Here is a 13,202-nt window from a genome sequence, read left to right as displayed (position 1 = left end):
TCACCCACAGCGCCCCTCCAGCCATCCGCCTGTGAACCCCGCGCGGCACAGCCCACGGACCACGTGCTCGTTCCTCCGCATCAGCCGCCACACCAGTTCGCTGCGCTGGTTCTCAATCATCAGCACGATGGGCCCCTGGTCGATGCCCAGATAATCGCCATCGAACCACCCCACGCCGGGCACGATGCGCCCGTGCTGCAGGCGCATGGGCTGCTTGAGCGTGGGATTGAAGGAATCCAGAAAGCCGTACCGCTGGAACAGGTGATCGCCGTACGTGCGCCTCATGTTCATCAGCGCGGGGATGGCCGCCTCTGGCGCAAACGGGATGGAGCCGCCCGCCGCCGTGGGCGCAAGCGTGCCGTCATCCTCCACGAAGTCGCCGGTGGCGCCGCGCGCGCGGTAGCTCCAGAAGGTGCGCTCGCGTCCGTTGATGACCACCGTCGTGTCGCGCGGCCCGTCTGACGCGGTCAGGCCCCACAGGTTGGCGCCGTAGCCGTCCCATCCGCCGGGGTTGGCGATGGCGTACGCGCGCTGGCCCAGCGTGGCGCGGCGGGAATTTTCGAAGTAGTCCAGCCCCCTGCCCCGCATGTACGCGTCGCGGATGCCGCGGAAGTCGATCCACGTATGGGAGTACTGGTGGCCGAAGAGGGGAGGAAAGTTGACCTGCGGCACGCCCTGAAAGTCCGCCCACACGTAGGTGGAGGTAAAGGCGTTCCACGCGGCCGGATCCACCGGGTGGGTGGGCGAGCCCAGGGCGAGGACGTACAGGAACATCGCCTCGCTGTAGCCGCGGTAGTCGTGGGGGATGAAGCCGGATTCCGGGTGCCACCCCATGCTGATGAGCGGCGGGCGCGGCGTGGCGGCCCACGCCCAGTCCACGCGGCGGTACAGCGAGTCCGCCAGCGCGCGGATCTGCGCCTCGCGCGGATCGGCGCCGTCAAAGTATTCGGCGGCGGCCAGCACGCCCATCATCAGCAGGCCGGTGTCGATGGTGGAAAGCTCCACCCGCTCGAACCGGTACCCCGTGTTCATGTCCAGAAAGTGATAATAGAAGCCGTTATGGCCGATGGTGCCGCTGGGCTGCGGGCCCTGCGGCGCGGTCCAGAAGAAGCGCATCGTGGTCAGCGTGCGCTCGGCCGCGTCCGCGCGCGACACCCATCCGCGCTCCACGCCTACCGGGTACGCGGTGAGCCCGAATCCGACGGACGCAACGCTGCTGAACGACGGCGTGGGCCAGCGGTCCGGCACCAGGCCGTTGCGCGGGTTGCTGGTTTCCCAGAACCAGCGAAAGGTGCGCTCCTGCAGCGTGTCCAGGAACGCTTCCTGGTTCGCCGGCAACGGCGCGCGCAGCGGTGACGTCGGGCCGGCGGCGGACGCGCACCCGGCCGCGGCGGCGAGGGTGGCGGATGCAACGAGGATCTTGATCAACCGCATCAGCCGCACACTCCCGGGCATCGGGTGGAGAACTGGATTTTCCTGCTTGGGATCGACGGAACGATTGATGGACTGCGTTGGATGATGCACTGCTTTCGGGCGATGAACTGCTTCGGTCGATGAACTGCTTTCCGTGATTAGCTGCTTCGGATGATCGGTTGCTTCAGGCTATCGGATGCTTCGATGAGATTTGCTTGTCGCCAGCTTGGGAGGCCCCTCCCCCGGCCCCTCCCCGTGCAAACTGCCGCACGGAGAGGGGAGAACGGCAACGACTTCGCGCTTCGGACAGTGCCGCTCACTCGGAGGGGCCCCCTCTCCCCGGCCCTCTCCCCCGCTCCGCGGGAGAAAGGGAGACCTCAACGCGGGCACGGGCCGTGTTGGGGTCCGCGCGCCTTGGCCCGGCGGTTGAAACCGCGCCTCGGAAAACACGAAGTCCGCCTTCGCGGACTGCACCCTCAGCCGGCCAGCGGGCCTCGTGCGGTTGAAGCCCCGAACCGGACGCGCCAGCGGCCGGTGTCGGGGGTTCCCGCTGTTTGAGCGGCGGATTCATCCGCTCAACGGCATCCGCTCAACGGCGTCCGCTCAACGGCATTCGCTCACACGACGAACTCCGCCTCGCGTACCGAACCCGCGCCACTTCTGCCCACCCCGCTCGACGCGCCTGACCCTTCGTACCGCACCGCCCGCCGTCACGGGGACGGCGGGCGGCGCGGCGTCGATCCATCCTACCGGTGCCGGTACTCCAGGCCGATCTGCAGGCGCTGCGGATCGCTGATGGTGCAGCTGGAGCGGCCGAACGCCGGGTCCGTGCGGTTGAAGGTGTTGTAGCAGCCCAGGTTGTCGAAGTTGAAGACGTTGAACACCTCGGCGCTCACGCCCACCGCGCTGCCGCGCACGTTCAGGAAGTCCTTGCGCAGCCGCAGGTCCACCATGCGGTACGCAAACGCGTCCGGGATGATGAACGAGTGCTTCTCCGGCTCGAACCCGCCGCCATCGAAGCAGGTGCTGGCGTTGTTGCAGTCAAAGCGGCCGCCGATGTCCAGGCGCGTTCCCGTGCCCAGATTGATCAGTCCGCTGAACTGCACCCCCCACAGCCACGGCATGTCGACGATGAAGTTGCTCACGATGCGCAGCGGCTCGTCGTTGCGCTTCTGCCGCGGAAAGTCCGTCTCGTTGGCAAAGCTGAACAGATCGTTGAAGCCCTGCGTCTCGCGCTCGGCGATCGTCACCGCCACGCCCGCGCCCCACCCGCGGCCCGATTCCACGCTGCCGCGGTACGGCCGGTCCACCTTGATCTGCAGCGCGTCGTACCACGTCTTGCCCGCGTCGTCCGCCATCAGGATGGTGCCCCACCCCGGAATGCCGCGGTTCTGAAAGCAGTCCGGCACGCCGAACGAGCGCTCCGGGCAGACGAAGTCCTGGTTGGCCCAGTAGAAGGTGAGCACGTTCTGGCTGCGCACGCCCGTGTACGCCGCCGACGCCTCCACCGAGCCGAACGCGCGGCGCAGTCCCAGGTTGAAGTGCTGTGCCTTGGGCGGACGCAGGTCATTGGGCAGCAGCTTGACCTCGGGCGTGTTGAAGCGCTGGTCCGCGATCAGCTCGCGCAGGGCGTTGCGGTCCGTCAGGTAGCGCTCGTTCCACTCCACCTGGTTGGCCGCCACGGGCCCGCCCGGCGGCGCAAAGAAGATTGTGTAGCTGGGGTGCTGCAGCGCGAACGATTCCTCGATCGCGTTGTCGAACAGGTTGCGGTCGTAAAAGATGCCCCATCCGCCGAACACCGACGTGATCCCCTTGCTGTCCAGCGCGTAGCTGAAGCCCGCGCGCGGCTGGAACGCGCCGTAGAACGGGCTGCGGTCGCTGCCGTCCGTGAAGTAGCGGTCCGGGTTCAGCGGGCGGAACAGGCGGTCCTGGTAGCGGGTGAGCGAATCCACGATCCCCGCCGGCGTGACGTAGTCGTAGTTCATCATGTGCGACTCCACGTCCCACCGCATCCCCAGGTTCAGCACCAGCCGGCTGGTGGGGCTCCAGTCATCCTGCAGGTACAGCCCCACCTGCGTGTTCTTGGCGCTGAAGTTGGGGTCGCCCGTCTGGAACTCCACCCGTTGCGGAATGGCGAACCCGTTGAACCACGGCTCGTACACGAAGCGCGGGTTCTCGGAGTTGCGCTTGATGATGTCGTAGTCCAGGAAGTCGACGTTCACTCCGCCCTTGACCACGTGGTCGCCGCCCATGCGCAGCCCCGTCCACGTGAGGTCGTTGCGCAGCGAGTACCGCGTCTGGGTGAAGTCCTGGTCGCTCACGTTGCTGCCCAGCTGCGCGCAGCACCCGAACCCGAAGAAGCGGTTGGGCATCCCCGGATCGTTGGGCACCGGGTTGTAGCGGTACCGCTGCACGCTGAGCATGGCCTCGTTCAGAAACGCGCCCGGCGACCAGGTGCTCTTGATGATCCCCGTGTTGACGCCGTTGTTGAAGCGCGTGGCCGACTGGTACGAATCCAGGTTGCCGAAGCCACGGATATCTTCTTCCGCGCGGTGCGAGTAGCTGACTTCCCAGAACGAGTTCTCCGCCTGCTCCCAGCTCAGCTTGCCGAAGCCCAGCCAGCTTTCAAACGGCTGCGCGAACTCGCCGTTGAGCGCGGCGAAGTTGATGGTGTCCAGCGCGGGGTAGCCGGCGGGCGGAACGATGTTGACGCGCGACGCGCGCGTCTGGTCGTTGCGCTCGATGCTGCCAAAGAAGTGCAGCCGGTCGCGGATGATGGGCCCGCCGATGTCGGCGCCCCACTGCACCCGCTCGAACTCCGGCCGGTCGTAGCGCGCCGCCGTGTCGGCCACCGAGCGCTGAAAGCGGTCCAGCGCGATCAGTTCGCGGTTCTGCAGGTTGAAGAACGCGCTGCTCTCCCACTGGTTGGTGCCCGAGCGCGTCGTGGCGGTGATGATGGCGCTGGACGCCTTCTGGTACTCGGCCTTGAAGTTCTGCGTGATGATGCGGAACTCGCCGATGGCGTTGCGGGGGAACGGGCTGCCACGGCTGGCGTCCTGCCCGGCCACGCCGCCCTGGATCATGTCGTTCTTGTAGCTGGCCCCGTCGATGAAGACGTTCACCTGGTCGGCGCCCTGCGCGCCCGCCGTGAACGTCTTGCGCTGCCCGTCCAGCGTCTCGTTCTGCAGCTGAACGCCGGGCGCAAGCTGGGCCAGGCTCAGAAAGTTGCGGTCGCTGGTGGGCAGGCTTTCCACCTGCTGCCGGCTCACGTTGGCCGCCACCTCGCTGGTGCGGCTTTCCGTCGCCCGCGTTCCCGTGGCGGTAATGGCCGCCAGCTGCACGGCCTGGGGCGCGAGGACGAAGCTGGCCGTCAGCGTCTGCCCCACGCCCACGCGCACGGTGCGCACCTGCGGGCCCGCGCCCACCCGGCTGGCCGTAACCTCGTACGTGCCGGGGCGCAGGCCGGCGAGGGCGAACGCGCCGCTCGCCGAAGTCACCACCTGCCGGCTCTGGTTGGTTTCCACCTGCCGCGCCACCACGGTCGCCCCGGCCAGGTCTTCGCCGTCGGGGCCGCGCACGTAGCCCTGAATCTGTCCGGTGGTGGTCTGCGCCTGTACGTCGCCGGTCCACACTCCGCCGATACAGAGCAGCAGGGCGAGGACCGCGCGAACGATGTGTCGTGGATTCATGGCGTTCTCCTGAGTGGTGGTGGGGAGGGGTCGGTCAGCGGAAGTCCTGCGGAAACGGCGGGTCGTCGCCCCCGCCGCCGCAGGAGCGGCGCACCACCAGTTCGGTGGGAAGCAGCTCCTGCGCGGGGGGCGCGTCGCCGGCGATGGCGTGGCACAGCAGCTCCACGGCGCGCGCGCCCAGCCGGTTCACGTCCACGCGCACGGAGGAAAGCGACGGGCTCAGGTAGCGGCCGATGGGGACGTCGTCGAAGCCGGCCACGGCCACATCGTCGGGAACGCGGCGGCCCCGGGCGCGCAGCGCGCTGATGGCGCCCACGGCCATGGAGTCGTTGGCGCAGAAGATGGCCGTGGGGGGATCGGCGGCGCGCGCCAGCTCCCCTGCGGCGCGGTAGCCGCCCGCCTCGGTGAAGTCGCCGGGCGCCTCGGAGCCCTGCACCGCCCCGCCCGCCTCGGCCACGGCCGCGCGAAAGCCGCGCAGCCGCTCCAGCGCGTCGAAGTTGCCCTCGGCGCCGTTGATCATCCCCACGCGGCGGTGGCCCATCGCCATCAGGTGGCGCGTCATGGCCAGCGCGCCGCCGTAGTTGTCCACGTTGATGGCGGAAAACGCCGTCCCGCTCACGTCGCAGTTCAGCAGCACCACGGGGACGTCGGGCGGAAGGCATCCTTCCAGCCGCGCCCCGCTCACCCCGGGCGACATCACGATCATTCCATCCACGCGGCCGCGCATGGCGCCCACGGCGAACTCGATCTCGCGCCGCCCGTCGTGCGAGCCGCTGAGCAGGAGGTGGTAGCCGCGCTCCTGCGCGCGCGGGTCCATGCCGCGGATGACCTCGCTGAAGAACTCGCCGAACAGGTCCGGCAGCACCACGCCGAACACGTCGGTGCGGCGGGTGATGAGGGAGCGCGCGGTGCCGTGGGGCACGTAGCGAAGCTCGCTGGACGCCGCCTCCACGCGGCGGCGCACATCGGGGCTCACCGGGCCGGTGCCGTTGAGGGCGCGCGACACCGTGGTGACCGATACGCCGGCCCGTTCGGCCACGTCGCGGATGGTGATGCTCACCGGGGGTCCCGCGGGGAGGATTTCGTCAAGAGATAGAACAAACGGGGTGGTAACGTTTTCATGGAAACGTTACCACATGTTGCGCGACGGAGGTGAGCTTGTCAAGAGAATGATCCGCAGAAACGTTTGACGCCGGAATGTCGCGGTTGCGGGGAGGATCGGCGGAGGAGGCGCGCGGATGTCCTCGATTGCTGCGGAAGATTTTGTTCGTCGGCGGGCCGGGTGGCCCCTCCCCCGGCCCCTCCCCGTGCAAACTGCCGCACGGAGAGGGGAGAACTACAACGACACGCATTCCGGAAGGTGCGGCTCACGCGGACGGGCCCCCTCTCCCCGGCCCTCTCCCCCGCTCCGCGGGAGAAAGGGAGACCTCAGTGCGGGCGCGGGCTGCGGTTCGGTCCGCGCGTTTTGGCCCGGCGGTTGAAACCGCGCCTCGGAAAACACGAAGTCCGCCTTCGCGGACTGCACCCTCGGCCGCCCAGTGGCCCTCGTGCAGTTGAAGCCCCGAACCGGACGCGCCAGCGGCCGGTGTCGGGGGTTCCCGCTGTTTGAGTGGCGGATTTATTCGCTCAACACAGCGGACGCGACAGCGGCCATGAGTCGGGGGTTCCCGCTTTTGGAGCGGCGGATTTATTCGCTCAACACGCGGACCAGGCCTGGTGTGCAGAACGATGCCGCCGCACCCCTTTCCTGCCGTACCTTGATAATCCAAATCTGCTACATTATCATGCCGCAGGTACTCTGGACTCTTGGATCGCTGTTCAGCCTCCACTTCTTCTCTCCGCGACATTCATGGCCCAGCTTCCCCGTTCCGCCAAGACGGGCGCCGCACCCGGCGCCGAACTCACCGCCGCCGCGCCGCAGCCCGGCTGCGCCGATCCCATCAAGGGGATCAAGGATCTGTTCCTGAACTTTCAGGCCCGGCAGATCGCCACCGGCGAGGTGCCCGCCACCCGCCCCGTCTTTCGCCGCACGCACGGCGTGGCGCACGGCACGTTCGTCATTCAGCCGGACCTTCCGCCGGAGCTGCGCGTGGGCGTGTTCGGGCAGAAGAGCGAGTACGCCGCGTGGGTGCGCTTTTCCAGCGACATCCAGCCCGGCACCGCCGACTACAAGGGCGGCCCGGCCGGAATCGGCATCAAGCTGTTCGGGGTCGAAGGAACCAAGGTGATGGAGCCCGACCAGGACGCCACCACCCAGGACTTCATCCTCCAGAACTTTCCCATTTTCTTCGTGGATGACGCAGAGCAGATGTGCGACTTCAGCACCGGGGGCAATCCGAATCCGAAGACCGATCAGATTCTGGATGAGATGAATCACCCGGTGGATTCCGTGCTGGAAACGCCGTACTGGGGCGTCCTGCCGACCCGGTTTGGCGCGGACCAGTACTGCAAGTACAAGATGGAGCCCGAGGTCGTCCCCCCCGGCACCGGCCAAGCGCCCGACTACGACGATCCGTTCTACCTGCAGGCGGACCTGCACGCGCGGATGGCCAACGGCGAGGCGCGCCTGCGCTTCTTCGTGCAGCTGCGCACGGAGCCGGAACAGATGCCGCTGAATCAGGCGACGGTGGAGTGGAGCGAGACCGCATCGCCCCCCATCCACGTGGCCACGCTCATCCTTCCCCGCCAGGAGCTGGACACGCGCGGGCAGCCCGCGTACGGCGACAACCTGGCGATCAACACCTGGCACACGCTCCCCGAGCACGAGCCGGTCGGCAGCCTGGCCGAGGCGCGCAAGGGCACCTACCGCGGCTCCGCGCGCGTGCGCCGCGACGTGAACGGCGTGCCGCTGGGGGAGCCGGTGGAGCCGCGCCCGGCCGAGATGAACCCCGGCCAGCCGTATCCGCCCGCCGCGGACCAGATCGTGGTGCGCGCCGCCATCCATCCCGCCATCGGCGTGGCGCGCATGGGGAACAGCGACGAGTTCTTCGTGGGGCCGGAGGTCGTTCATCCCGAGCCGCGCGAGCCCGGCTTCTACCGCGATGCCAGCGGCGCGCTCAAGCGGCAGGCGGCGCTGTTCCGCGTCTACGGCTACAACGCCCACGGCCAGGTGGTGCGCGAGCTGACGCTGGAGGACGCCGACATCCGCTGGACCGTGCACGTGGCCAACCGCAAGGCCGGCTGGTACCAGTGGATCCAGGCGATGGACATTCCCGAGAGCGCCGCGGTCAAGGCGCCGCGCCGCAATCCCGCGGTCCAGGGCGCGGACCGCGCCGGGCTGGACATCAACGGCGGCGCGCGCACCATCGGGGGCATCAACACCTCCGGCCCGGACTACCGGTTCGATGGGGCGTTCCAGGGCACGCCCGTGTACCTGGGCGAGCTGCAGACGGACGAGAACGGGCTGCTCCTGTTCCTGGGCGGAAAGGGCGTCAGCGCCTCGCCCACGGGGCAGCCCATCTACGACACCACGGACCCCAACGCCTTCATCAACGCCAACGGGTGGTACGATGACGCCTCCGACGGCCCGGTGAGCGCCACCGTCAGCCTCCAGGGGCGCAACATTCCCGTGGAGGAGGCGTGGGTGGTGACGGCGCCGCCCAACTACGCGCCGGAGGTGGTGGCCATCCGCACGCTGTACGACCTGCTGGTGAACCTGTACGTGCAGAACAGCTGGATGGAATCGCCCGCGCGGCCGTCGTTCACCAACGACGTGTATCCCATCCTGCAGCGCTTCAACAACCTGCAGTGGGTGAACCAGGGATTCGCCACCCAGTTCGGCAGCGGCGGGCCCACGGACTTCACCAACCCGGTGCACGTGGCGCGGCTGGCGCGCGATCCGCAGGCCGGCGGCTACGACACCTGGGCGGAGCTGCGGCGGCAGGTGTTCAACGCATTCCGTCCCCCCGTGCCCACGGACGACAATCCCACGCCCTGGCCCTGGGAGTACGGCGACGCCGACGGACCGCCCAGCCCGCCCGACGCGCCGGGGCAGTACCTGTCGCTGAGCCCCACGCAGTACCACTGGCTTCAGCAGTGGGCGGACGGCCAGTTCACGGCCGACTGGCCGGAAAGCGGCAAGCCGGTGCGCGACATCGGCACGCTTCCCGTCGCGGAGCAGCCGGCCATGCTGGACCGCGCGGCGCTGCACTTCTGCCTGGCCGACGCCTTTCATCCCGGGTGCGAGGTGACGTGGCCCATCCGCCACATCTCCATGTTCACCGCGCCGTTCCGCATCCGCCGCCGTCCGGACGGCTTTCCGGAGCACGACTACGGCCCCACGCTCACGCAGGCCGTCGCGCTGTCGATGACCGGCCCGCTGTGGGCGCAGGGCCCGGGCGACCTCACCCGGTGGATGGGGCTGCCCTGGCAGGCCGACACGGCGTGGTGCCGGTCCGGATACGACACGGCGTACGATCCGTACCTGCCCACCTTCTGGCCCGCGCGCGTCCCCAACCAGGTGCTGAGCGAGGCGGACTACCAGGTAGTGATGGATGAAAGCCTGCCGCGCGACGAGCGCGAAGCGGCGTTCAACCGGCGCGCGGACTGGAACCGCATCATCGGCAACGACGGCGCGCAGGCGATGACGAACATGGTGAACCACTTCGCCGACATGGGCGTGGTGGAGGTGCGCCCGGGCGTGCAGGGCGACGCTCTGTTTCCGCCGGTGATGATGGTGGAGAACGCGATCCTCCCCCCCACCTTGCTGCGGGGGACGGCCGCGGTGCAGGCGCCCGTGCCGCCGCCGTCGGGAACGGAGCGGTTCCAGGGCCGCGCCGCCTTCCTTCGCGGCCTGGTGCGGCGCGAGGAAGCCGTGATGCGCGCCGCGGAGCTGGACGCCGCGAACGAGACCGCGCAGACATGACGGACGGCCGCTTCCATGCCGTGGTGGCCGGGGGCGGCCCGGCGGGAGCGGCGGCGGCCCTGGCGCTGGCGCGCGGGGGCCGCCGCGTTCTGCTGGCGGAAGACCGGCCCCGCGCCGCCTTCCGCATCGGCGAGGCGCTGGCGCCCGCGGCGCTTCCGCTGCTGCGGGACCTGGGCGTGCTGGACCGGGTTCTGGCGGCCGGGCACCTGCCGCGGCACGGCAACCTGTCGTCGTGGGGATCGGCCGCGCTGCACGCCAACGACTTCATCTTCGATCCCAACGGCCACGGCCTCAGCCTGGACCGCGCCCGCTTCGATGCCTCCCTGCGCGACGGGGCGGAGGCGGCGGGGGTGCGGGTGCAATCCGGCGCGCGGGTGGCGTCGGCGGCGCGGGACGGCTCGGGGTGGCGGGTTGTGCTGCGCTCCGCGGACGGAGCGGTGGAGGAGGCCGCCTGCGACTGGCTGGTGGACGCCACCGGCCGCTCCGCCGCCATCGCGCGGCAGCACGGCGCCGCGCGGATGCATTCCGACGGGCTGGTGGCCTTTTACGCCCGCTTCACCCCGGACCGCCCGGGCGACCGCGATGCGCGGACGATGATCGAGTCCACGCCGGACGGGTGGTGGTACACGGCGCTGGTGCCGGGCGGCGAGCGCGTGGTGGCCTGGCTGACGGACGCGGACCTGGCGGAGCGCACGGCCATGCTCGCGCCGGAGGGGTTCGTGGACCGGTTGCTGGATTCCACCCACGTGGCGGCCGCGCTGCACGCGTTCGACTACACGATGACGACGCGGCCGCGCGGCGCGGATGCGGGGAGCGCGCGGCTGGACCGCTTTACGGGGGAGGGATGGATCGCCGTGGGCGACGCGGCGCTCTCGTTCGATCCGCTGTCATCGCAGGGGATGCTGACGGCGCTGTACACGGGGATGCGCGCGGGGCAGGCGTTGCACGCGCACCTGGACGGAGATGCGTCCGCGCTCGGCGCTTACGCCGCCCGGCTGGAGGAAATCAGCCGTGCGTACGATGAAAACCGGTGCGTCTTCTACGGCTACGAAGCGCGCTGGGCGGATCACCCTTTCTGGACCCGCCGCGCGCCCGCCGCCGCGTTCGCATACTGACGGCAGGGATCATCTCCGTCCAACGGGACCCCGCGTACAGGCCCCGAACCATGCCCTCCCGGCGCGGTTCGGGGCTTCTGGCACATCAGAACGCGCCATCCACGCCGCGGTCCGCCCCCGCGCTGAAGTCTCCCTTTCTCCCGCGGAGCGGGGGAGAGGGCCGGGGAGAGGGGGCCTCTCCGACGAGCGGCACCATCCAGATCGGGTTCAGTTGCAGTTCTCCCTTGCGGGCTCCCGGGTCGCTCATATATTCACCCCCAAGGGTGAATGAGAGACATCGGAGATGATGCGTGACGGAACAGACGGGGCTCGATCACACGCTGCTCGCCCTGGCAGACCCTACGCGCCGGGCCATTCTGACCCGCCTAGCGCGCGGTCCCGCACGGGTGACGGATCTCGCCGCGCCGTTCGACATCTCGCTGAACTCCGTTTCCAAGCACATCCGCATTCTGGAGCGCGCGCGCCTGGTGCACCGCCGCCGGAGCGGGCGGGAGCACATCCTGACGCTGGACGCCGCGCCGCTGGACGAAGCGGCGGAGTGGATCGACCGGCAGCGCTCCTTCTGGACCGGGCGGCTGGACGCGCTGGAAGCCGCCCTGCGCGCGGAAGACCGCGCCCACGCTGAACGAGGGGAATCACACGGATGAGCCGGACCCACGAAGCCTCGGACACCAGCCCCGCGCCGGGCGAGGTGCGCATCGAGCGCTGGCTGCCCGGCCCGCTGGAACGCATCTGGGCGTACCTCACGGAATCGGACAAGCGCGGAGCGTGGCTGGCGCCGGGCCGGATGGAGCTGCGCCCGGGCGGCACGGTGGAGCACCGCTTTCGCCACGCCGACCTTTCCGCGGAAAAGGACCCGCCGGCGAAGTACGGCGACTACCGCGAGGGCCACGTGATGTACGGCACCATCACGCGCTGCGAGCCGCCGACCGCGCTGGGCTACACCTGGGGCGAGGGGGCGGAAAGCTCGGAGGTGCTGTTCGAGCTGTTCCCCGCGGACGGCGGCGAGGTGAAGCTGGTGGTCACGCAGCGGCGGCTCCGCAGCGTGGCGGGCATGGCCAACGTGGCCGCGGGATGGCACACGCACCTGGGCATTCTGCTGGACCGGCTGAAAGGCCGCGAGCCGCGCGGGTTCTGGTCCACGCACGGCCGCATGGAAGCCGAGTACGCCGGCCTGCTCGCCGCGGCCGAGCCCGCGAGGGCCTTCACCGAATCCGCATCCCCCGAATCCGCCGAATCTGAGGACGATCAATAATCATCCGCCGACAACGACGCCGTTCCCGGGCAGCGGCCGCATCCGCCGAGGCCCGTCGTCCATCCATCATCGACCACCCACAGCACGGAACCCATGGCTCCCGACATCAACCAGACCATCGCCGCCACCACGCGGACGCTTTCCACGCGCGAAGTGAACGGCGCCCCCGCCCGCGTTCTGCTGGCCGTGCGCGCCTTTGACGCACCCGTGCAGGAGGTGTGGGACGCGCTCACCAATCCGGACCGGATTCCGCGCTGGTTCCTTCCCCTCAGCGGCGACCTGCGCGTGGGCGGGCGGTTCCAGTTTCAGGGCAATGCCGGCGGGGAAATTCTGGAGTGCGAGCGCCCGGGGCGGCTGGCCGTAACCTGGGAGATGCACGGGCAGCCGAGCTGGCTGACGATCCGCCTGCAGAGCGGCGCGTCCGGCGGAACGCGGATGGAGTTCGAGCACGTGGCGCAGGTGCCCGCGGAGTTCTGGGACCAGTTCGGCCCGGGCGCCGTGGGCGTGGGCTGGGACCAGGCGCTGTTCGGGCTGGCGGAGCACCTGACCGGCGCGCCGCGGGTGACGCCGGAGCAGGCCATGGAGTGGGTGATGTCGGACGAGGGGCGCGGCTTCGTGCGGCAGAGCAGCGAGGCGTGGCGCGATGCCTCCGTAGCCGCGGGCACCGATCCCGCCGCCGCCGATGCCGCCGCCGCGCGTACCACCGCGTTCTACACCGGCGAGGCCCCGCCCGCCTGATCCGCGCGGTGCGGGTGGATGATGATCAGCGTTGATGCCATCCATCGATCCGCGCACGTGATGACGGCGAAGCGGGTGCACTCGGAGGAGAGTGCACCCGCTTCTGTCATCATCGGACGCCGTCCATC

General features: G+C 69.6%; 8 protein-coding genes. 5 read left to right on the top strand and 3 right to left on the bottom strand.

All coding sequences use genetic code 11. The annotated features are described in order from the left end of the window. The 3 genes from HNQ61_RS05200 to HNQ61_RS05190 form a co-directional block, all read right to left on the bottom strand. A complete protein-coding gene (locus HNQ61_RS05200) occupies positions 1-1,434 on the bottom strand; it encodes a glucoamylase family protein (protein ID WP_170037663.1) in 1,434 nt (477 codons plus the stop codon). 725 nt (positions 1,435-2,159) lie between these two features. After that, positions 2,160-5,102 (bottom strand): TonB-dependent receptor, encoded by a 2,943-nt coding sequence (locus HNQ61_RS05195; RefSeq protein WP_170037666.1) that lies wholly within the window; start codon positions 5,100-5,102, stop codon positions 2,160-2,162. A 34-nt stretch (positions 5,103-5,136) separates the two neighbouring features. Beyond that, complete coding sequence (locus HNQ61_RS05190) at positions 5,137-6,162, bottom strand: substrate-binding domain-containing protein (protein ID WP_170037669.1); 1,026 nt, start codon at positions 6,160-6,162, stop codon at positions 5,137-5,139. A gap of 789 nt (positions 6,163-6,951) precedes the next feature. Here HNQ61_RS05190 and HNQ61_RS05185 point away from each other — a divergent pair. The 5 genes from HNQ61_RS05185 (at position 6,952) to HNQ61_RS05165 (ending at position 13,074) form a co-directional block, all read left to right on the top strand. Beyond that, entirely contained in the window at positions 6,952-9,966 is a 3,015-nt protein-coding gene (locus HNQ61_RS05185; RefSeq protein ID WP_170037672.1) for a LodA/GoxA family CTQ-dependent oxidase, read from the top strand. Then, positions 9,963-11,081: an NAD(P)/FAD-dependent oxidoreductase gene (locus HNQ61_RS05180; protein WP_170037676.1), complete on the top strand. Its 1,119-nt coding sequence runs from the start codon at positions 9,963-9,965 to the stop codon at positions 11,079-11,081. The genes HNQ61_RS05185 and HNQ61_RS05180 overlap by 4 nt, the downstream gene beginning before the upstream one ends. A gap of 290 nt (positions 11,082-11,371) precedes the next feature. Beyond that, positions 11,372-11,728 carry a metalloregulator ArsR/SmtB family transcription factor gene (locus HNQ61_RS05175; RefSeq protein ID WP_170037679.1) on the top strand — a complete coding sequence of 119 codons (357 nt, stop codon included), beginning with the start codon at positions 11,372-11,374 and terminating at the stop codon, positions 11,726-11,728. Continuing rightward, positions 11,725-12,336: an SRPBCC family protein gene (locus HNQ61_RS05170; RefSeq protein ID WP_170037682.1), complete on the top strand. Its 612-nt coding sequence runs from the start codon at positions 11,725-11,727 to the stop codon at positions 12,334-12,336. Before HNQ61_RS05175 ends, HNQ61_RS05170 begins: the two co-directional genes overlap by 4 nt. A 93-nt stretch (positions 12,337-12,429) precedes the next feature. Beyond that, a complete protein-coding gene (locus tag HNQ61_RS05165) occupies positions 12,430-13,074 on the top strand; it encodes an SRPBCC family protein (RefSeq protein ID WP_170037685.1) in 645 nt (214 codons plus the stop codon). Positions 13,075-13,202 lie beyond the last annotated feature (128 nt).

The organism is Longimicrobium terrae (assembly GCF_014202995.1).
GTDB classification, from domain to species: domain Bacteria; phylum Gemmatimonadota; class Gemmatimonadetes; order Longimicrobiales; family Longimicrobiaceae; genus Longimicrobium; species Longimicrobium terrae.
Note: the sequence above shows the minus strand (reverse complement) of the source record. Positions and strands in the feature narration are given on the sequence as shown.